20 protein-coding genes are annotated in these 22603 nt (G+C 37.0%); 19 read left to right on the top strand and 1 reads right to left on the bottom strand.

Annotated elements, in window-relative coordinates; genetic code table 11:
- The first annotated feature begins 21 nt into the window (after window positions 1-21).
- The 9 genes from IGI79_RS12650 to IGI79_RS12610 all read left to right on the top strand — a co-directional run bounded on the left by IGI79_RS12650 (window position 22) and on the right by IGI79_RS12610 (window position 9161).
- On the top strand, window positions 22-336 hold the full coding sequence (locus tag IGI79_RS12650; protein ID WP_010734143.1) for a PTS cellobiose transporter subunit IIB: 315 nt from the start codon (window positions 22-24) through the stop codon (window positions 334-336).
- 20 nt (window positions 337-356) lie between these two features.
- Entirely contained in the window at window positions 357-2336 is a 1980-nt protein-coding gene (locus IGI79_RS12645; protein ID WP_438846039.1) for a BglG family transcription antiterminator, read from the top strand.
- A gap of 12 nt (window positions 2337-2348) precedes the next feature.
- On the top strand, window positions 2349-2669 hold the full coding sequence (locus tag IGI79_RS12640; RefSeq protein ID WP_019722566.1) for a PTS cellobiose transporter subunit IIA: 321 nt from the start codon (window positions 2349-2351) through the stop codon (window positions 2667-2669).
- A gap of 20 nt (window positions 2670-2689) precedes the next feature.
- Entirely contained in the window at window positions 2690-3208 is a 519-nt protein-coding gene (locus tag IGI79_RS12635; RefSeq protein ID WP_065096189.1) for a hypothetical protein, read from the top strand.
- Window positions 3209-4564 carry a PTS cellobiose transporter subunit IIC gene (gene celB / locus IGI79_RS12630; protein WP_019722564.1) on the top strand — a complete coding sequence of 452 codons (1356 nt, stop codon included), beginning with the start codon at window positions 3209-3211 and terminating at the stop codon, window positions 4562-4564.
- A gap of 488 nt (window positions 4565-5052) precedes the next feature.
- The gene (locus IGI79_RS12625; RefSeq protein WP_065096188.1) at window positions 5053-5832 is read left to right on the top strand and encodes a cyclase family protein; all 780 of its coding nucleotides are present in this window, start codon (window positions 5053-5055) and stop codon (window positions 5830-5832) included.
- A 147-nt stretch (window positions 5833-5979) separates the two neighbouring features.
- Window positions 5980-6873 (top strand): hypothetical protein, encoded by an 894-nt coding sequence (locus IGI79_RS12620; protein ID WP_065096187.1) that lies wholly within the window; start codon window positions 5980-5982, stop codon window positions 6871-6873.
- Between the two features lie 297 nt (window positions 6874-7170).
- Window positions 7171-8082: a hypothetical protein gene (locus tag IGI79_RS12615; RefSeq protein ID WP_065096186.1), complete on the top strand. Its 912-nt coding sequence runs from the start codon at window positions 7171-7173 to the stop codon at window positions 8080-8082.
- Window positions 8083-8207: 125 nt separating this feature from the next.
- Window positions 8208-9161 carry a hypothetical protein gene (locus IGI79_RS12610; protein ID WP_065096185.1) on the top strand — a complete coding sequence of 318 codons (954 nt, stop codon included), beginning with the start codon at window positions 8208-8210 and terminating at the stop codon, window positions 9159-9161.
- Between the two features lie 182 nt (window positions 9162-9343).
- Here IGI79_RS12610 and IGI79_RS12605 read toward each other — a convergent pair whose 3' ends face one another.
- The gene (locus tag IGI79_RS12605) at window positions 9344-10846 is read right to left on the bottom strand and encodes a UDP-N-acetylmuramoyl-L-alanyl-D-glutamate--L-lysine ligase (protein ID WP_065096184.1); all 1503 of its coding nucleotides are present in this window, start codon (window positions 10844-10846) and stop codon (window positions 9344-9346) included.
- Between the two features lie 103 nt (window positions 10847-10949).
- Here IGI79_RS12605 and IGI79_RS12600 point away from each other — a divergent pair, with 103 nt between their 5' ends.
- The 10 genes from IGI79_RS12600 to IGI79_RS12555 all read left to right on the top strand — a co-directional run bounded on the left by IGI79_RS12600 (window position 10950) and on the right by IGI79_RS12555 (window position 22598).
- On the top strand, window positions 10950-12110 hold the full coding sequence (locus IGI79_RS12600; protein WP_065096183.1) for a hypothetical protein: 1161 nt from the start codon (window positions 10950-10952) through the stop codon (window positions 12108-12110).
- A 64-nt stretch (window positions 12111-12174) separates the two neighbouring features.
- A complete protein-coding gene (locus IGI79_RS12595; protein WP_065096182.1) occupies window positions 12175-12912 on the top strand; it encodes a hypothetical protein in 738 nt (245 codons plus the stop codon).
- A gap of 121 nt (window positions 12913-13033) precedes the next feature.
- Window positions 13034-13630: a hypothetical protein gene (locus tag IGI79_RS12590; protein ID WP_065096181.1), complete on the top strand. Its 597-nt coding sequence runs from the start codon at window positions 13034-13036 to the stop codon at window positions 13628-13630.
- A 125-nt stretch (window positions 13631-13755) separates the two neighbouring features.
- Complete coding sequence (locus tag IGI79_RS12585) at window positions 13756-14424, top strand: hypothetical protein (RefSeq protein WP_438846038.1); 669 nt, start codon at window positions 13756-13758, stop codon at window positions 14422-14424.
- 151 nt (window positions 14425-14575) lie between these two features.
- The gene (locus IGI79_RS12580) at window positions 14576-16225 is read left to right on the top strand and encodes a putative polysaccharide biosynthesis protein (protein WP_010734149.1); all 1650 of its coding nucleotides are present in this window, start codon (window positions 14576-14578) and stop codon (window positions 16223-16225) included.
- Window positions 16226-16256: 31 nt separating this feature from the next.
- Window positions 16257-16976 (top strand): pseudouridine synthase, encoded by a 720-nt coding sequence (locus IGI79_RS12575; protein ID WP_065095925.1) that lies wholly within the window; start codon window positions 16257-16259, stop codon window positions 16974-16976.
- 462 nt (window positions 16977-17438) lie between these two features.
- Window positions 17439-18131 (top strand): cell division ATP-binding protein FtsE, encoded by a 693-nt coding sequence (locus IGI79_RS12570; RefSeq protein WP_438846037.1) that lies wholly within the window; start codon window positions 17439-17441, stop codon window positions 18129-18131.
- Window positions 18132-19232: 1101 nt separating this feature from the next.
- Complete coding sequence (locus tag IGI79_RS12565) at window positions 19233-20180, top strand: ABC transporter permease (protein ID WP_019723329.1); 948 nt, start codon at window positions 19233-19235, stop codon at window positions 20178-20180.
- 11 nt (window positions 20181-20191) lie between these two features.
- Window positions 20192-21112, top strand: a complete 921-nt coding sequence (locus IGI79_RS12560; RefSeq protein WP_065095927.1) for a carbohydrate ABC transporter permease — start codon at window positions 20192-20194, stop codon at window positions 21110-21112.
- Between the two features lie 25 nt (window positions 21113-21137).
- Window positions 21138-22598: an ABC transporter substrate-binding protein gene (locus IGI79_RS12555; RefSeq protein WP_065095928.1), complete on the top strand. Its 1461-nt coding sequence runs from the start codon at window positions 21138-21140 to the stop codon at window positions 22596-22598.
- Window positions 22599-22603: the final 5 nt, after the last annotated feature.

The raw sequence follows: 22603 nt of genomic DNA, 5'->3' as shown, positions 1-22603 counted from the left end.
AAAATTAGAGGAGTGATCGTAATGAAAAAAGCATTGATTATTTGTGCCGCAGGAATGTCTTCTTCGATGATGGCATCGAAAACAACAGAATATTTTAAAGGAAAAGGGGAAGAAGTATTTGTTGACGCGGTTTCTGCAACTGAAGGGGACAACCAAATCAAGACAAGTGATTTCGATTTGTTCTTGATCAGTCCTCAAACCACAATGTACTTGGATAAATTTGTTAAACTAGGAAAAACAGTAGGGAAACCGGTCGTAAGTATACCATTCCAAGCGTATGTTCCTATCCCTACAGGTATCCAAAAATTAGCGGAGCTGATTGAGGAAAATATATAGACGAATAGGGGAAGATAATAATGAAACAAACAGAAAAAGAGTTATTGCGGCAATTGATTGATCATCAAGGAGAATACCTCACGAGCCAGTACCTCGCTTCTGAATTATTATTATCTGACCGTACGATTCGAAACTATTTAAAAACATTGAATGAAGTGATCGAAAACAATGGCGGAAGACTCATCGCCAAGCAAGGGCAAGGGTATCAACTAGAGGTGGTCAACAAGCTTGCTTTTGCTCTGTTTTTAAAGCAACGAGAAGTCACTGTCGAATATGGTGATCAGGTGACTGAGTTTTATGGTTCAGAAGATCGAAAAAAGTATATTTTAAACAAACTACTTTTGGAAGATCGCGCAATCGTGATTGATGATTTGGCAGAAGAGTTATATATCAGCCGTTCGAGTTTAGTGAATGATATCCAAGAAATCAAAGAGAAGTTAACCGAATATTCGTTGAAAATTGTGTCGAAACATAAACAGGGAATGTGGATCGAGGGTCAAGAACAGGACAAGCGACATGTGATCATGGATACCTTCTTTGGAAACAAGTATACCAATTCTTTGAAAGAATATCTCGGTAACAGTCAATTCTTCAAGGAAATCAATTTTGAAGAATTAGTGATCGTCATCTTGGACGAGATTCGTGAATCCAAATTAAAGGTGTCCGATTTTGTGATACAAAATTTAGCGTTACATTTAGCATTGGCAATCAAGCGAATGCGAGCCGGTTTTGAGATCCAAGTGCCTGAAATCACTGGAGAAGAAATCCATGAGACCGAATATCAAGCAGCCAAGAATATAACCAGACGGATCGAGTCTATCATGAATGTTCGTTTCCCAAAAGATGAAATTGCTTATTTAGCCTTACATTTGATGGCTAAATCGAATCAAAACCATAAAAGGGAGAATCAAGAGTTAGTGACAGAGCTAATGTCAGTTCTTAAAGAGTTAGCTCAGGTTCTTGGTCAGTCCATCGTCGAAGATTATCAATTCAGGAATGGCTTACTCAATCATTTAGAACCGATGCTGGTTCGCTTAGAGCGAGGAATTGCTCTGGAAAATCCTTTAACAAAAGAAATCAAAAAAGAAGATCCGAGAGCATTTGAATTGACCAAATACTATTTTGGTCAAATGCCTTCGCTGAAAGGTTATAAAATCAATGAGGATGAATGGGCGTATTTAGCGCTTCATTTAATGGCAGCAATTGAAAAAAACAAGGTGGATTGTAAATTACAGGCGTTGATCATTTGTGCGACTGGCTATGGAAGTGCGCAATTGCTAAAAAATCGGGTATTGAGTGAATTTGGAAAAAATATTGCAGTGAGTCAAGTGAAAGGCTATTACGAAATTGATGAACAGGCGTTAGAAAATGTTGATTTGATCATTTCTTCCATTGATTTGTCAACGATGTTTTTCAAAGTTCCTGTTCTTCATGTCAGCGTTTTCTTGAATGATCAAGATGTTCAGAAAATCCGCAAAGTGATCGAAGAACATCGCCCAAGTTGTTTAGTGAAACCCCAAGAATCTGTCTCGCTCATGAAAGAAAAGAGGACATTTTACGAAGAGCAGATTTCAAAAAAATGGTTTAAAGTTTATTCTTCAGCACCAACAAAAGATCAAGTGATCGCTGAATTGTTGGCACTTTTACAAGAAGATGAAACGGAGAATTATACGTCTGAGATGTCTCACCAAATCGAACGTCGTGAGAAAATGGGGCAAATCATTTTCAGTGAACAAGTCGTTGTCCCGCATCCAGCGATCCCAGTTGGAGCCACTGCTAAAATTGCAGTGGGGATCATTCCTGATGGGATGGAATGGGATGAACAAGGGGCGATCCATTTTGTCTTTCTAGTCTCTCCTTCTTGCATCGAGAATGAAGGAATCACTGTTGTAACGAAGGCAATCGTCAAATTTATTGATCGATTGGATCTACAGCAGCTGATTTTAGCTGAACCAACGTTTGAAAATTTTAATCAACAATTTATGAAAATGATTTACTAAGGAGGCGTCTTGATGACGGAGAAAATGACGAGTGAAGAGCTCCAAGTGACCGCATTTGATATTATTTTTCACAGTGGCAATGCACGAACATTGATCCACGAGGCATTTGCTTTGTTACGAGCAGAAAGCTTCACAGAAGCTGAAGGGAAGCTAGACGAAGCGAATCAGGAGATTTTGGAAGCCCATAGGTCACAAACGCATTTATTGAAAGAATATGCAAGTGGCCAAAAAATCGAAATGGAAATCATCATGGTCCATGCGCAAGATCATCTGATGACGACGATGACTTTGTTGGAAGTGGCAAAAGAGATGAGTTACTTATATCAAAAGTAAACAAGAACGGAGGTGGGAAAATGAGTGAAGCTGAGAAAAAACAACGGGAGTTAGAGAAAAAAGCATTTAGTTTGAAAGTCTTATATTTTAATCGCTATTTGATCATTCGCTATTTGACAGCTGGTTTCTTTTTTACCAATCTTTACTGGCTGGTTTCCTTACTCCTTGCGAGTAGCAAGATGTTTTGGGTACCATTAGGGCTATTATTCTTTCTTTTACCAGTCGTCGCAGAACAAGTAGCACTCTATCGTACACATAAAAATAATGCAACGGTTACTCGAAATTATTTCCGATTGCAAGCGGTAACCAATGTATTTCTCCTATTAGCAGTATTTTCACCAGGATATTCTAAGTTGTTTCCTTTTATGGCGAATGGTTCAAATGGCCAAGCATTGATTCTGTTTGTGATTGCTAGTGGGCTACTGATCTGTCTGTTTTGTCAGCGACGCTTGAATAAAATCCATGCAAATACGGATCGTCACTATCAACGAATCAAAGAGTATGAACGTGTAGTACATTTTGGAAAGGGGAGTAAATAGATGTTTGATTTTCTACAGAAATATTTGATGGGACCGATGGGGAAAGTGGCACAATTCAAGATCGTACGCGCAGTAATGGCTGCTGGGATGGCGTCGATTCCCTTTACGATCGTAGGCTCGATGTTCTTAGTTTTGAATATTTTACCGTTACCATTTCCGTTTTTAGAAGGATTTTTCAATGCAACTTTCTTTAAAGTCAGCGACTTGTATATGATCGTCAACACGATGACGATGGGGATATTATCTGTTTATTTTGCTATTGTATTTGCTTATGAATTAACGTCGATCGAAAGAGATGAACAAGCACTGAACGTCAATCCTTTAACTGGCGCGCTATTATCTGTTTTTGCTTTCTTCATGTGTATTCCAGAGTTGATCATTTCAGACGGAAAAATCAGCTTGATCTCTAGTATGACCGATGCAGAAACTGTGGTTAGTGGTGTACGTATGGGCGCATTTGTCGAACGTCTGGGTACGTCAGGTATTTTTACCGCCATCATCATGTCTTACATTGCAGTTGAGTTGTATTGTATGTGTGTGAAACGTAACTGGGTCATCAAGATGCCAGATGTTGTACCACCTGGGGTTTCACGTTCCTTTACCGCATTGATCCCAACGTTTGTGATTGCCTTTGTGGTGATGATTGTCAACGGCACATTAGTTGCGTTAGGAACAGATATTTTCAAAATGATCGCTATTCCATTTGGATTTGTAACAGAATTGACGAATACGTGGATAGGGATCATGATCATTTATTTCTTGATCCACGCGTTATGGATCGTAGGGATTCATGGGGCGAACATTATTACCTCATTCTTGACACCAATCGTTTTAGCGAACATGGCAGCGAATGCCCAAGGTGCAAATTATCCTTTAGCCGGCGAATTTAATAACTCTTATGTAACAGTTGGTGGTTCTGGGGCGACATTAGGATTAATTATCTTTATTGCTTTTATGGCAAAATCCGATCAGTTAAAAGTATTAGGAAAAGCTTCATTAGTACCAGGGATTTTCAATATCAATGAACCAATCATTTTCGGGATGCCGATCGTTTATAACCCTTACTTGGCAGTACCGTTTTTCTTAGCACCAATGGCATCCGCATCATTAGCATACTTTGCCATCAAACTAGAAATCGTTCGACCAATGTTAGCCCAAATGCCGTGGCCTTCACCAGTAGGGATCGGCGCATTTGTTGGTAGTGGAGGTGACTGGAAAGCCGCTGTTTTAGCCGTATTATGTGCGATTCTCGGCTTTATCATCTGGTTGCCATTCATCAAGTTTTATGACAATAAACTATTGACTGAAGAACAAGAAAAAGCCGCAGAATTAGCAAGAGAAGGTTCAGTGGCATAGTGATTCAAAAGAAAACTCAGTTGCCATTCGTTAGAGATGGTAACTGAGTTTTTTAGTGAGTTGTTATGAAAAAAGGAAAGCCTATATATGTTGAATAATGAGGAAATTGGGGGAAGCTTGTAAAAATAACCTTGTATACGAAAAAATAGATATCTATTAGTCAATAGAACCTACGAAGTTACTTCTAGAGGGAGAACACTATCAAAGTAAGGCAAGGGAATATTAGAAAACAGTTGCTCTCCCTCTTAAAGCAAGCCGCAACATTTCAATTGCCAGGAGAGTCAAAAGCGCAACATGATAAAAATAAGGGGAATAGCCTGGTTCATATATGGACAGTCATAAAAGGATGTAAACATGGTCGATAGCAACTCAATGATGCTTGATATTTATATCAAATAACAGAAAAAAAAGGACAAATATGTGGGAAATCCTCCGTATACTAGACACAAGTATGAAATAAAGAGGTTTAGAAAAAGGAGGACAAGTAAATGAAATTGATTGATTTAAGTATCACGATTGAAAATGAAGTGCCAAGTGATCCGCAAGAAATGATTCCGGTGATCAACTATTTAGATCACGAGAAAAGCGTGCCGGATATGTTACGCTTTTTTGAAACGGCAAAAAAGGAAGACTTGCCTAATGGCTTAGCTTGGGCGATGGAAAGTGTCCAGCTCACTACGCATACAGGTACTCATATGGATGCACCTTACCATTATCATCCAACAATGGATAATGGACAGCCAGCTTGGACCATTGAAGAGGTGCCTCTTGACTGGTGTTATGGGGAAGGTGTCATGCTTGATTTTTCAGATAAACCAAATGGCTATCAGTTGACGGTCACTGACTTTCAACACGCCTTGAAAAATATCAACTATACACTCAAAGAAAAAGATATCGTGCTGATCCAGACAGGTGCTGCGCCGTTTTGGGGGACGCCAAACTATTTGATCAGTGGATGTGGTGTCGGACGAGAAGCAACCCTTTGGCTATTAGAACAAGGAATCTGTTTAGTTGGTACGGATGCTTGGTCGTGGGATCGACCATTACCGTTTATTGCAGAAGAATTTAAACAGACTCGCGATCCCTCGATTATTTGGGAAGGTCATTTTGCTGGAATCGAAAAGAAATACTGTCATATTGAAAAATTGACGAACTTAGATCAATTGCCATCCACTGGTTTCATGCTAAGCTGTTTCCCAACTAAAATCAAAAAAGCGAGTGCTGGTTGGACACGAGTGGTCGCGATCATGGAAGAAAATCAATGTTGATTTGAAAAAGAATGAACGGATTTAGACATCTAGCGTCTGCCTATAGTGAGGGCGCTGAATGTTCAGATCTGTAAATGGAAGAACTGCGGACAAGAACAAGCAGGGCAAGCTGAGACAAAGCCAGTTAGTTCATGGAGGGATAGATCAATGGATTCAGAAAAAGATATCTTGCTTTATGGCTTATATAAGAAACGTGAAGCTTTTTTTGCCGATGTAAAGAGTAATAAAGTGGATCTACAAGGCTATCCAACCTTATCTGGTGAATCAGAACATGCACATATTATTGATTATTATAATAACAGGGTACATATGGCGATAGTTGAACGAAAAAGATCAGGAAGGTTACGCACTTTTGAACAATGGCGTCTATTTATAGATCAATTACTTTTTGTGTTATTCCGATTTTGGAATGAATATCCGCTTTGGAAACAATACTTGCAGTGTATGAACTGGAATCCTAAGAACTGTTTGTGGGCAACGTTCAATTATCCGATCTTTCATGAGAATCTTCGACTAGAGGGCATCGTGTTATATTTTCAAAATGAAGCAGGCGAGACAATCAGTTGTAATGACCACATTACTAGAGGCTGTAAAAATGGCATCGATATGGCCATGTACTATCCCAACATTCTCATTTATTTCGTGTTGGATGGCATAAAAATGAAAGAAGTCATGCAAAAAAATCGCCAAAAAAAATATAAAAGTGAGTATACCTGTAAAGAATTACGCTATATTTTCCGACATTGGTATCAATTAAAGGAGAAAGTTGTATTTTTCTTAAATCGAAAAATTGTAAAAGCACCTTGGATTGAAGGAAATCACATTCGCCAATGGCAAAAGTATCACGAGCATCGAAAGAAGAAGGGAAAAAGAGAAATCGCTAAATCTGTGGACGATTTAACACATGATGCTTTACCAAAAGAGAAGAAGAAAAATGAATTAAAATCTTTCAAAGCACTACTTTTAGAAGTAAATGAGAAAGGACAAATCCAGAAAAAAATGGAAAAACCGATCGGCAGACAGCGAGCGTTCACCTTGTGATGTATTTAGTGGGCATGTCTATAACTTGCTGTTGCGGAAGATTTGGCGATAGAAGGCTATTTGTAGAATAAAAGCCTTCACTTGGGGCACAGGAGAGAAACGAATGATAACAAATGAAATGAAAACTATATGTTTTGGGAATGAAAATGAGTACCAACGGCTATTTGCGTCAAATGAATTGGAACGATCCCAATCGGGTAAATGCCGTTGTTACTATTTCCGCAAAATGAAAAAAATTAGTTTATTTTTCTGAATATTATGAGTCCATGATTAAGTTTAAGAAAGTGGGATAACGGAATGGATACAGACAAAATGTATATTTTATTATTTGGGATGGATGATCAACGAAAGCTATTTTACCAAGATGTCATTTCGAGAAAAGTGAAACTGAAAAGATTTCCTAGTCTGACAGAATCAAGTTCATCAGCATATGTCATTGATCGCTATAATAAAGGGTTACATGAATTGATCGTTAGTAAAGTGTCGGAAAAAAAGCTAGAGACCGTAGAAGAACTGCAAGAATTTGAGAAAGAGTGGCCTAGCTTATTATCAGAAGAGTATAAGCATCTACCCCATTGGAAAAGATACTGGCTATCTATGCAATGGAACCCTAAGAATCGCTTGTTGAATATATTTAAAAAAGTAGTAACTGAAAGAAGATTATTCGTGGAAAAGGGGGCACTCTACTATCGCAACAAGTATAAAGATAAAAAAAGTTTTAATAAGCATATTGAAAGATGGTGTAAAAACGGTCTCGATATAGCCAGCCACTGTCCTAATGTTAGGATATATTTTGTACTGGATAAACTAAATATGCACAATATCTCTAAAAAAAATTGTTACGGACATTACGAAAGTGATTATACGTGTAAAGAACTGCGTTATATTTTTCGGCACTGGGATGAATTAAAAGAAAAAGTTGTTTTTTTTGAAAATAAAAAAATTGTGAAAGCACCTTGGATCAAAGGAAAGTATGTCAAGGAATGGCGGAAATATAGTGAAATACGAAAGCGGCGTTTCACATGGAATCTCAACAAGCAAGCGTGCAAGTCGATGGAAAATATCCAATCAAGTACATTCCTTACAAGAGAGAGGGCACAAGAACATAAAAACTTGCAATCGTTACTTAAAGAAGCAATAGGAAAGCAAAATAATAGCTCAGAGCAACAGAGACCATCTGCACGTAGGCAAAGGGCTTTGACGATATAGTTTTTGAAATACTATATTTTTTAGATACATAAGAAAGAGGAAATATCAATTCGAATATTCTTTCAATCAAAAAAGTCAGTGCTGAGTGGACACGAGAGCGCTATTTTAAAAGAGGAGGAATGGTCATGCCATTAGATGGAGATAAAGTATTATTGATTGGTTTGGATGTTTCATGTGAACGACTATTTAAGGAGTTAAATGAAGGGAAACATAGATTTGAAGGAGAATTAAAAGAAAAGGATCATCGAGCTTACATGATTGATACTTATAATAATGAAGTGAGAAGAGTCATTTATGATAAAGTCAGAAAGGATGAACTGGTAACGAGGGAACAATGGCAACAATTTGCTGAGGGCGGCATAAATGACTATGTAAGATCAGACAACTTACCATTGTGGAAAGAGTTCATGGCTGCATCTAAAGAAAACCCTAAGAATCAATGGACAAATAGTTTTTCCGGTGCAATCCAAGCTGGCAACATAGAAATAGAGGGTATACAACGGGACAAAAGTGGGAATAAAATTGGGACAGAAGGGACAGAGCTATACTACATAGACAAGCATGGAGATAGAGTATTCATCAAAGAATTAGATGAAAATGGAGGGAAAATCGGGATAGACATGCTAAAATGCTATCCCACTATAAAAGCTTATATCATCTTAGATGGTATACAGATGAAAGATATAGAAAATAGACGTGATTTTATGATGTATCCTATGGGGCAACTTCGTAAAATGTTGCGCTATGCTTATCGATCATGGCCGATCATAAAAGATCAGGTGACTTTTATGTCAAAGAGTCGGATTATACCACCACCTTGGCATGAAGGCGACTTTGTCAAAGAATGGCAAGTTTATATCGAAAATCGGGAAAATAAAGTGTCTAAAGGAATGGAGGTATCTTCTTTTCTAGCGGGTATACACAGCCCGGAACAAAAGAAAATGTGTACAAATGGCACGCAAGTACTTCGTAAAATGACGATAGGACTTGCTAAACGAGCAGAGGAATTAAATGAGCAAAAGAAAAGAGAAGCATCTCGAACAAAAATGCAGCGATCTTCAATTGGATCGGAAAGATAAAGCGTATATTGGATATTGCCTGAGATTTTTAGAAGATTATCTATGAGTTGATGTGGCAAGATAAAAAATCATTTTAAAGATATTGGAATAAACAGCTAAAAAAGCCAACTCATAAGGAGTTGCCTTTTTTTAGCTAGAGTTATCTGTCTAAGTTAAAGCGTTCTATTCTTCTTTAGAAAGCTTCATTGTTCGGTCAAGCGTTTTGCTATGTCATAGTCACCTTCATAAGGTTCATCGACACCACCGACTTTTTGATACGCATCAACGCCTTTACCAGCAATCACAACAGAGTCTTCTGGTTGGCTTTCTGCTAACGCTTGTTGGATCGCAGTCGGACGATCCATTTCATAATGGACAGCCAGTTCTGTATTCGTGATCGCTGCATGGATTTCTTCCGCAATTTTTTGCGGATCTTCAAAAGCAGGATCATCAGCGGTCAAGAAAACCACATCGGCTGTTTCTGATAAGACTTCTCCAAAGTCTTTTCTGCGGGAAATCGCTTTGTTTCCTGGACTTCCTAGAACGACAATCACACGGCCATTAGGATGTTCATTCTTAGCAAATGCTAATAATGTTTTTAAACTTAAATAATTATGGGCATAGTCAACATACACATGGGCACCGTTTTTATGGGTCAATTGATCCATGCGTCCAGGCACTCGAGCTTCGCTTAGTCCTTGTTGGGCATCTGAAATCGAAGCGCCTACTAATGTTGCTGCAATGATTGCGCTAGCGGCGTTTTCTTGATTGAAGCCACCAGCTAATTTGATCTCATATTCTGCTTCAACAGGCAATTCAGAACCATGTGTGATCAATTGGAACGCTTGTGTTTGATTTTCTAAACTTTTCACTTGAACGTCTGTTGTATCTGCTCGTCCGTAAGTGATGGCAGGAATACCATGGACTTGCCCCGTCTCCACTAATAAATCGAAGTAATCACTCTCACGGTTTAAAATCACTTTTTTTGAATTTAAGATCAACTGACGTTTGCAATAAAAGTAATCATCAAACGTTGGGTGTTCGATCGGACTGATATGATCGGGTGAAATATTTAAGAAAATCCCGACATCTAAAGTGAGTCCATAAACACGTTGCGTTTTGTAGGCTTGAGAAGAAACCTCCATGACAAGATGTGTCATACCGTTTTCCACTGCTTCAGCCATCATGCGATACAAGTCGAGTGATTCCGGAGTCGTTAGATTAGATTTGAAAAAAGACTTGCCGTCTAATGTGGTATTCATTGTTGAAAAAAGGGCAGTTTTGTAGTTAGTCGTATGGTCTAGAATGGCTTTGGTAAAGTATGCAGCGGTGGTTTTACCTTTAGTCCCAGTAAATCCGATGACTAGCATCTTGTTTTGTGGATAATCATAAAAAGCCATGGAAAGAATCGCCATTGCTTTGCGAATATCGGTCACGATTATGCCACAAGCTTCGTTCTCATAAGGTTCTTCAGCCACGTAGTAATTAAGCCCTTGAGCAATTGCGGCAGTTAAATACTCTTCTTTAAAATTTAATCCTTTACAAAAAAATAATGTCTCAGCATCGACCTGACGTGAGTCATAACTTAATTTCTTGAATACTCTATTTTCTGGAGCATACAGATGCCACCCCTGTGGTGATACAAATTCTTTTAACAGATTTTCTTTTAACAATAAGTTGCGGATATCTTCTAAGGAGAAGCTCATTGAATCATCCCTCACTTTGTATTTATTTGGTTTATTATAGCATATTTTTTGTTACGTATTTTCGTGAACAGACGATTTAAGTAAAAATGAAAGAAGGTAAAATATGGAAAGTGGACAGAAACAAATGATTTTATTTTTTGGATTGTCGACAACAAGAGCTGACTATTTTGAACGAATGACCGCAGGGAAACTCTACTTGAAAAATATGACAGTTGCAGAAGATGAAACTTTGCTACAGTATTCATTTGATCGCTATATCAGTTATTTACGGGATACGTTAAGGACAAAAGGATCAAAATTAACATCACCAGAACAATGGGAAAAGTTTTCCTATGAATGGCCTGAATATATCAAGTCTGAATATAGAGATTGGCCACTATGGAAAGATTATTACTATCACACACAACAAAACTATAAAAATTGGTTTGCTCGTCTTTATAAAGGAACAGTTGCTCAGCGTTATTTTTTTGTAAAAGCCTATTCTAAAAATTATCGACCAGATGAGTTTAGTGTATTGAAACTCCCTGACAACAAAGAATTAGGGAGATATATCTACAGTGAATTAGCTAAAGATCCTAACGTAGATTTAGGTGAACATCGATATGCATATGTCAAAAAAGGTGAAATGTATTCACCAGTATTCCACACTGTCAGGGGATCAAAAATAGGCATCGATATTGCAAAAACAAATCCCAATGTCACTATCTATTTTTTATTAGACGGACTTGATATGAAACGAGTATTGACTAAACCTCGAATAAAAATGCCGACTATCAACGTAACCAATCATGAACTTCGTTATATCTATCGCAATTGGTCACAGTTGGAAGGGAAAATTATTTTCTTTAACGATGGAAAAGAAGTTGCTCCACCATGGCACACATCAGAGTACAAGAAGATGTGGCAAGCGTATAAACCTAAAAGTTTTCAAAATAATAATTGGTTACGAAAAAAATGGGCCATTTTTCGCCATAAAAAAGTGGGTACCCAACAGAAAGTAGTGAACAATAAATACAACGAATATAGCAACGTGCAGGGACGTTTCTTCGTTGATATCCAACAACAGCTAAAGCAAGATAAGACAAAATTCTCCGAAGATAGAGATAAGAAAAACCGGCCATTACAGGAAACAAGACAACCCGATAATCGGATGTTCGTTGAAAAAACAATACGTAGAGTAGAAAAAATAGCGTATTGGAGAAATGAGGCAGTAGCAAGCAAGGCTAATCGGCAAAGAGCAAAAAAAGAATTTTTACGTAGTTAATGACAAATCAGGGCAACTTTACGAAAGAATCACTGATGTTAATAAAAAGAGAGAGGGTCTAAAAATGAATCCTGAAGAAACAAGCGGATTTAAAGAGCAGTTATCAAAGAAAAATAGTATATCTAAAGAGAAACCAGAACAAGCTGAACAGACAAGCATTACTACATCTCTACATGCCAACTATCATCTAGAGGATAGTTCAATGTATAGTATAGAATCTGACTCAATCTATTATAGTCTAGAAGATAGCTATAGTTCACAAGATCATTTGATACCTAGGGGACAAGCCAAACAAGCGGATCAAGTCAGTGGGAAACAACCGGGAATGATGACCAGGATGTGGAGAAATCTACTAGGTGGTCAATTTTTAAATGGAACAGCTTTAAATAAGGTAAAGCTTAATAAAACTATCCCTTTAAATAATGTTCAACAATTCTCGAAGGAAAGGTTCGGTGGAGGCAAATTAGCCCAAGGTTCAGTAGAGCGAGCCAAAAAAACAGACAACAGTGTAACAACCTCTCCACAATCTACATCAAAACGACGAAGAATTTTGTCATACATAGCTGAAAAAATCCAAAAAATAGGCAGGACAACAAAGAGGAAAGAACCTAGAACAGCTGAAGATCATTCGTTGCCGAAGCCAAAAACGATTCAAAAAAATGAGAAGCAGTCCACTAAGAGATTAAATGATCTTCCAACATACTTCACACGTAAAATCCGTTCGGCAAATGAAGCTGCAAAAACGGCAAATAACTTATTTTCAAAAAAAGAAAAGGCGATGGTTGCTAAAGAACGAGGGTGAATCGTTTGATCTCAGCTTGAATGTTTTAGTAAAAAAAACGTTAAAGGACAGAAACAAACGAGGTCTGTCTAACAGTATCTGAAAACGAGTCTTAAATAAAAAAAGAAAGAAGGAATAGAAAATGATTGATGAAGAAATACGTGAATTAGGAGAAAAGTTATTTAACAAAAAGGATCTATCGAAAGAGGAGAAGCTTACAGCCTTTAAATATATAGTTTCACATTATAATATACCAGAAGATGATGTAATAGCCAGACTAGAAAACAACTTTGTACGCAAAGAAGACTCATTTAATGAGGCGATCGATCAACCTCATCGTGAACAAAGATTCAGACCCATAAAGCAAATCAGTCGAGCGATTCAGTCACTGTGGAGAAGAACATGGGGAGTGATAAGAGGCGGTCGACAGTCCGATAGAATCGCTTTAAATAAGGAACAAATCGTCACTACAAACAACAATGAACAACGATCAAAAGAAGGAATCAACCGAAGCGACTCGACTACAAGTAGAACAAAAAACGCTAACACATTTAAGGATGTAAAGGTTACAGGTGATTCGTTACATAGCCCACAAAGGACCAAAAAGTCTATTTTGACTGCGAAAGAGAGCCCGATATACTTCACACGTAAAATTCGTTCGGCGAATGAAGTGGCACAGGCAGTAAATACCTCATTAACTAAAAAGGTAGATCATCCGGTTTCAAAAGAACGAAGATAAACGTTTTGTCGTAGCGTGAAAGTCTCAGTAAAACAAAACATTAAAAGGAGGGGAAGGAAAACAATTTAACTTGTTTCAATTTAAAACTTGTTATTTAAATAAAAAATGGAAGAAGGAATAGGACAATGAATCCAGAAATCACTATGAATTCGATCACCCCACATATCAATAAGTATAGGCGACAACGTGCAAAATATGATGTATATGAATTAATTAAATTAATACAAGAAGTAGAAACTAACCCTAAACTGCAAGAATTGTTAGCTAAAGAAGGAGGTCCGACTAAAGGGGAAGCAGCGTTAGACTATGTGTTAAATAAGATGGATCGTGAATCTTTAGAAAAATCCCCTTCTAGCCGTCCAGCTATCACAAAGTATCTGCGACAAGCAGGAGAAAAAAATCCATCTGTATTCGCTGATTTGATCCAACATGTAGAAACTAACCCGGAGATGCAAGCGTCGTTAGCTAAAGAAGGAGAACCGACTAAAGGAGCAGCAGCGTTAGAGCATGTGTTAAATAAGATAGATCGTAAATTTGCAGAAGAACTAATTCCTAGCAAGCGTTCATCTAAAAAGACTGTACCTACAAACAAAATGTTTCCTATAAAATCAACGAATGATGGAAAGACAAGAGACGCTATAGTTACCTCTGATCAAAATAGTAGAAAATTATATCCTAAATTCGAAACAGAAGGGTTCAATAGAAAATGTGATTATGCAAAAAAATATGCAACTGTTGTAAATAGCAACCTAGAAAAAAATGAAAAAGCGATGATTTCGAAAGAACGAAGATAGAGAACCAGATCATCCTGTGATTGAAATAAAACAGTGATTACGTATAAACTACAACCGCTAAAAAATAAAAAAAGCCGATAAAAAGATTGCTACTTTGTGGATTTACACTTAAAATATGAGTAATGTTTTGAAGAAAGTTGGAATCTGATCAATGACTAATCAAAGAAAACCAGCAGTAGAAAATTTGACAGTTCAAGAGAAAATGGCTAGAGGTTCTGCTTGGATGACTGCAAGTAATATGATCTCTCGATTACTTGGCGCAGTCTATATTATTCCTTGGTATGCTTGGATGGGCGAAAATGCAAAGGCTGCCAATGGATTATTCAATATGGGGTACAATATTTATGCGTTATTCTTAATGATTTCAACTGCGGGGATTCCAGCTGCCATTGCGAAACAAACCGCACGTTACAATTCATTGAATGAATACGGGACGTCTCACCGGTTGTTTCTACGAGCAATGCAAATGATGGCTGTTTTAGGGGTGTTTTTTGCAGGATTTATGTATTTTGCTTCGCCTTGGTTAGCTCGTGCCTCTGGTGGTGGGGAAGAATTGATTCCAATCATGCGCTCATTAAGTGCAGCACTATTAGTATTTCCTTGTATGAGTGTTATTCGAGGATACTTCCAAGGGAATCAGGAAATGATGCCTTATGCACTTTCGCAAATCGTTGAGCAGATTGCGCGCGTATTTTATCTGTTGCTTTCTACATTCATCATCATGAAAGTCCTGTCAGGGGACTACGTAACTGCGGTGACCCAATCGACTTTTGCAGCATTTATTGGGATGATCGTCAGCTTGGCTGTCTTATTATATTTTTTGAAGAAACATCAAGCGTATACAGCAGCTCGTGTGCAGTACAGTGAAAACCAAGTGACCATTGCCACGAAAGAATTATTGTTGGATACGATCAAAGAAGCGATTCCTTTTATCATCGTAGGATCAGGGATCACGATTTTTAAATTAGTCGATCAATTTACATTTATTAAAATCATGTCGGATACCACTGAGTATTCCAATGCCCAATTATTGGATCTTTTTTCAATTTTCAGTGCGAATCCTGACAAGTTGACAATGGTCGTCATTGCTTTAGCGACGTCGATTGCTGCGACAGGCTTACCTTTGATCACGGAAGCGGTAACGATCAAGGATCGTCGTGGACTAGCAAAATTAACAAGCAGTAATTTACAGTTGTTTTCCTTTATTATGTTTCCTGCAACGTGTGGTGTGATGCTCTTGGCATATCCTTTGAATACTTTATTTTATACACCAGATCAACTAGGAAGCCAAGTATTGATCCAAGCAAGTTTTGTCGGACTTTTTCTCGGACTTTATATGCTTGTATCAAATATGCTTCAAGGGATGTTTGAAAATAAAGCGGCGATCCAATACTTACTGGTTGGGTTTCTCGTAAAACTGGTCTTGCAGTATCCAGCAATCCGTATTTTTGAAGTGTATGGGCCATTGCTTGCAACGATGATTGGTTTTATCGTTTCTTGTTCGTTGATACTAAAGAAAATCCATCAAGTGGCTCGCTTCAATCGAAAATTTGTATGGCGCCGCACCTTATTGATTTTTATTCTTACTCTGTTGATGCTCCTTGCAGCAGGGCTGACGAAAATGATTTTCGGGATGTTCTTGAGCCAAGACAGCAAGTTCCAATCACTAATATTAATTGTTTTAGTCGCCGGAGTGGGTGGTTTGGTTTATACGTATTTGGCACTGAAGCTTCGTCTCGCAGATAAGTTATTAGGACGTCAAGGAATGATTCGTTTACGCCGACGGTTGCGTATCAAATAAGACAGGCATTGCTTGAAAAGGGGACAATCACATGCGTTTAGATAAATTTTTAGCTGACATCGGTCTTGGCAGCCGCAAAGAAGTCAAAGGGCTGATCAAAAAAGGCTTGATCACAGTCAATGGAACATGTATTAAAAGTGATAAATATCAAGTGAAAGAAACCGAAGATACGGTGATGTATCTGGATGAATCCTTACATTACCAAAAAGATTTTTATTATATCTTGAATAAACCGGCGGGTGTAGTTTCAGCAACTCAAGATAATCATGATCAAACCGTCATCGACTTACTTTCTGATGAAGATTTTAGAGAAGATCTATTTCCAGTTGGTCGGTTAGATAAAGATACAGAAGGATTGTTGATCCTAACCAATGACGGGCAGTTTTCCCACCAATTGCTCTCTCCCAAAAAACACGTAGAAAAAGAATACTTGGCAGAAGTAGCTGGCGTGATGACGAAAGCAGATGTGTCAGCCTTTGCAGCTGGACTACTCATTGATGGAGATGAACAGACCCTGCCTGCAAAACTGTTCATTGACTCAGTCGATGAAGAAACAAACACTTCTCGTATCCGCTTGATCTTACATGAAGGGAAATTCCATCAAGTCAAACGGATGGTAAAAGCCGTTGGCAAAGAAGTCACTTACTTGAAACGGATACGTATGGGGAATTTTCTTCTGCCAGAAGATTTAGCTTTAGGAGAGTATCGCCAAATGACACCAGATGAATTGGCACAAGTAAGAAGTAAATAGAGCCTGAAAACACAGCTTATAGGATTGGGGTATACTACTCAATCCTGTAAGTTTTTTGTTTAGGGCTGTCAAAGAAGTGTATAGTGGAAAGTCTAAACACAAGAAGAAACTAAAAAGTAATTTCCCTATACGAATATGATGTTAAATCAACCAATTATGACGGATAAAACAAAATAATAAATATATAATGTATGATACTCAGTGTATAAATCATTTGAATTTTTTATTAACTAAAAATATTAATTATGTAATTTGCTCAAATAATATTTTAGGGAATATTATGATCTATTATATTTCTATTTTCCCAAAATGGGAGGTACATAACGAATGAAAAAAAGCTGTTTTTAAAAGGTTATTTAGTTTATAACCAGGAATAATAATTTATTTATGTGAAATGGCAGTTCAGAGAAAATATCTTAGGTAGGTTCTATGTCAATATTTCAAAACAAGGCAGAGGGGAATATGAAAAAGGATAATTTCATCTTGATGGATAATCTTGGAGTGGAACATAAAAACAATAAAGTATTAAAAAATATAAATATGCAAATTGAACATGGAGAATTTGTATTTTTGATAGGAAAAAGTGGCTCGGGAAAAACCACTTTAATTGAGTTGATTCAAGGGAGACGAATGTATAATACGGGTAGCTTGAAAATCAATGATAAAGAAGTATGTCAATATAACTATAAGGAATTACAAAATTTAAGGGAAATGATGGGGGTAGTTTTTCAAGATACAAGATTGATTGAAGAGTGGACAGTATTTGAAAATATAGCTTATAAATTGGAATATTTAGGTTATCCATCCTCATTGATACAGTCGAAAGTTGAGGAAGTTGCAACAGATCTGAAACTAGATAGATGTATAAAAAATTTACCTAGAAATTTATCTGGTGGTGAAAGACAACGTGTGAATATTGCCAGAGCAATCGTTGCGAATCCCCCAATTATTATTGCTGATGAACCGACAGCTAATTTAGATAAGGCAAATGCAAAAATAGTATTCGAGTTATTGAAAAAAAAGAATAAACTAGGCTCTACGATTATTATGTCTACTCACGATCCTAACTTTATAAAAGAATCTGAATTTAGAATCATTAAGTTAATTAAAGGAGAGAAGGTATATGATCAATGTGGGTCCAACTATTTTATCTAACCTATATCTTATTAGGAGAAGTATTAGAAGCGTATACAAAGTAGGGATTAGATATGTTGTTTCAATTACTATTATTGGCATCCTATTTTTTGAGTGTGTCTTTTTGCAACTGTATTTACAAGGATTTATTCAAATCATGGAACAAGAAATAATGAGTAGCGATTTAAAGTCGGCACAACTAAGTTTAGATGGAAATCAGTTTTTAATTATGCAAATTTCTTTTGGAAGGGATATTTTATCCTTTTTAATAGTGATAATTAGCATATATATATTATTTGACTTTAGAAATAAAATTTTACTATTCAAGGTAATTGATAGAACAGATGTTGAAACAAAAATATATTTGGGAATCCAACCTAAATATATATTGAGAGAATTATTACTAAAAAATTTTTTTATCTACATAATTGGATTAAGTCTTAGTTATATCATTTGTATCTTTCTAAATATGAAACTAGTTTCTTTATTCAATTCTATTTTGCCTTATGATTTACAGGAACATTACAGAAACTCGATTTTCTTTTCAATGGTTTTTTTTATGTTAATACTTTCTATAGTGTTAGTATTTTACACTATTATAATAGAATTTATCAGTATCCAGAGATTTAAGAGAACTTTTTCACTGTATTAACAGTGGTGTTTTTTCCGTATGTAATCAACTTTATTACGGAGTTCTTTTTTTCACATTCTCACTAAATAAAAGTATAGATTTATAAAAACATGCGTATGTAGAGCAAATAAACTGACTTAACTATTATCCAACCACAGTCATACGTTATTATGTAAGCATCCAATAGCAAAGTACATAAACATTTTTCTAACTGCATTTAGACTAAAAATAGATAGAGCAATAAAAAACTACTTACAGGATTCAGGAATGCATTCCTCAATTCTGTAAGTTTTTTTGTTTATTTATTGAAATCATGATAGGTGGCAACCTAAAACAGCTATTTTTCGTTTTTCAGTCTCACACCTCAGATCAAAATGATTCTTTTACAATCTTCTCTATAATTTGTTTCATTTTCCCTATGATTTGTTCATTTATTATATCTTTTGAAAGCGCTATAATGACAGTGCGAATGAGGTGAAAGGAGTTTTTATATGAGAAAAAGGAAGGGGTTAAAAGGTTTTTTTGGGAATTTATGGCGCTATAAGGCGCTTGTTTTGATGGCGATCCCTGGGATGATCTGGATGATTTTTTTCTTTTACATCCCGGTATTAGCGAATGTCGTTGCGTTTAAAAATTTCCATATTTCTGCGGATGGCTTTCTTGCCAGTTTAAGAGAGAGTCCATGGGTTGGATTGGAGAATTTCAAGTTTTTATTTTCTTCTGATCAAGCGTTTCTGATTACCAAAAATACGATTTTATATAATGTGACATTTATTTTACTGAATCTTTTGATATCTGTCGTGTTTGCAATCATTATGAGTGAATTGCGAAATAAACGATTGGTAAAAGTATACCAGACCATGTCATTGCTTCCCTATTTCCTTTCTTGGGTCATCATTAGTTACTTTGTCTATGCGTTTTTAAGTCCAGATAAAGGGATCTTCAATCAATGGTTGGCAGCAAGTGGGAGAGAAACAATCAATTGGTACAATGATCCTAAATATTGGCCATTTATTTTAGTCTTTATTGGAACATGGAAAGGGATCGGCTATAACAGTATCATCTATTTTGCTTCAGTTATGGGAATCGATCCGACGTATTACGAGGCAGCGATGGTGGATGGCGCAAGCAAGTGGCAACAAATCAAACATGTGACGATTCCACAATTGGTCCCTCTGATGACGATCTTGACGATATTAGCAGTTGGAAATATTTTCCGAGCGGACTTTGGTTTGTTCTATAATATCCCAAAAAATTCCGGAGCGCTTTATGAAGTGACACAAGTTTTAGATACTTATATCTATAATGGGCTGACATCCACTGGCGACTTTGGTATGACGGCCGCAGCTGGGCTGTATCAATCAGTCGTCGGCTTTGTTTTATTAATGATCACCAATACGATTGCTCGTCGTTTTGACAGCGAATCGGCATTGTTCTAAGGAGGAGAAAAATGAATAAAAAGAAAGTTCAACGAGTAGAGATTCGCTCGTTTAGTCAAACCACCAACTTTTTCTCCAATATTTTGATTGCACTTTTTGCTTTTTCTTGTGTATTACCATTTATTTTTGTCATTGCGATCTCTTTTACAGATGAATCCATTTTGGCCACGCAAGGGTATAGTTTTTGGCCTAAAACACTTAGTACATTTGGGTATACTTTTTTGTTTGACCAGATGCAAAACAAAATTTTTCAGGCTCTTTTCGTCACTGTTCTTGTGACAGTAGTAGGAACGTTGATCAATAGTACAGCAACTTCTTTATATGCTTATGCTATTTCTCGATCCAACTTTCCATTTCGTCGTTTCTTTACAGTCTTTTGTTTGATCACGATGTTGTTCTCACCAGGGATGGTTGCGAACTACTTAGTGATGACGAATTTATTACAACTGAAAGATACGATTTGGGCATTGATTTTACCGATGGCGGTCAGTCCGTTCAATATTATCGTGATGCGAACATTCTTTAAACGTTCGGTGTCTGATTCGATCATTGAATCTGCTAGGATAGATGGGGCGAGTGAACTTCGGATTTTTGTACAAATCGTCTTACCTTTAGCGATTCCAGGAATTGCGACAATCAGTTTATTTGCAGCTTTAGGTTATTGGAATGACTGGTTCAATGCGTTACTGTATATTCAAAACGATAATCTCGTTCCATTGCAATATTTATTGATGAAGATTCAAAGTAATATCCAATATCTTACTCAAAATGCTGGAGCAGGTAGTCAGTTAGCCGGCGGTCTTGCTTCTGTTCCTGGAGAGTCTGCTCGTATGGCAATCGTTGTTATCTCAACATTACCGATTGCGATCAGCTATCCATTTTTCCAAAAACATTTTGTTAAAGGGTTAACGATTGGCGGCGTCAAAGAATAAAGCACTAAAATAGGAGGAAAAAGATATGAAGTTATGGAAAAAATTAGCTTTTACAGGATTCTCAGCACTAACAGCAATCAGTTTAGCAGCTTGTGGGGGCGGTTCAGGTGACAAGGACGATGCAGCGGCCAGTGATACGACGACATTACAAATGTACCAGATCGGTGACAAACCAGATAACCTTGATCAGCTGCTGGAAGTCGCGAATAAACGTATTGAAGAAAAAATTGGTGTAAAAGTCAATATCAATTATATTGGTTGGGGCGACTATGAGAAGAAAATGAACGTCATCATCTCATCCGGTGAAAATTACGATATCGCTTTTGCCAACAATTACGTATCAAATGCACAAAAAGGCGCGTTTGCAGACTTGACTGAATTAGCGCCTAAATATGGAAAAGAAGCGTATGATTCTTTGGATGAAGCATATATCAAAGGCAATCTGATCAACGGGAAATTATATGCCTTCCCTGTAAACGCCAATGTCTTTGCACAACAAGTGTTGACTTTCAATAAGCCATTATTAGATAAATACAATTTATCGATTGATGGTATTGAAACGTATGCAGATGCAGAAAAAGTTTTACAAGAATTCCATAAAAAAGAACCGAATACAGCGGCTTTTGCCATTGGGCAAGGATTTAAAGTACAAGGGGATTTCGATTATCCATTAGGAAATACTTTGCCATTTGCGGTTGATTTGAATGGCGACAAAACAAAGATCATTAATCAATATGACAACGAAAATTACATCGAACTGTTACGGACGATGCATAGTTGGTATGATCAAGGATTGATCCCTAGTGATGCAGCGACTAGTAACAAAGATTATCCGTTAGAAGGTAATACATGGTTGATGCGTGGAGAAACACAAGGACCATACGATTACGGCGATACGATTTTAACAAATGCTGCAAATCAAGAATTAGTATCGAAACCAATTACTGTTCCTTTGAAATCAACAGGACAAGCGCAAATGGCAAATTTTGTTGTCTCTAATACATCAAAAAACAAAGAGAAATCAGTAGAGTTCTTAGCGTTATTGAATAGCGATCCTGAATTGCTTAACGGCTTGGTTTGGGGAATCGAAGGAGAGGCATGGGAAAAAGTTGGCGATGACAAAGTAAAATTATTAGACGGCTATCAGCCAAAAACACACATGTCTGCTTGGAATACTGGAAACAATAAGATTCTTTATACACAAGATACGATTACCGATGAAATGATCGCTAAAAGAGATCAATCGATTGCAGAAGCTGAAACTTCTCCAATCTTAGGCTTCAGCTTTAATACAGACAGCGTAAAAACTGAATTGAGTAATATCTCAAATGTCATGAATCAATACCTTGATGGATTGAACACTGGAACTGTCGATCCAGATGAAACCTTACCAAAACTAATGGACGCCTTAGATAAAGCTGGATACGACAAAGTACTGACAGAAATGCAAAAACAATATGATACATTCCGACAAGAAAACAACTAATCAAA

The sequence above is a fragment of the Enterococcus sp. AZ084 genome (assembly GCF_051714905.1).
GTDB lineage: Bacteria > Bacillota > Bacilli > Lactobacillales > Enterococcaceae > Enterococcus_B > Enterococcus_B pernyi.
This window is presented reverse-complemented; position numbering and strand designations above follow the sequence as displayed.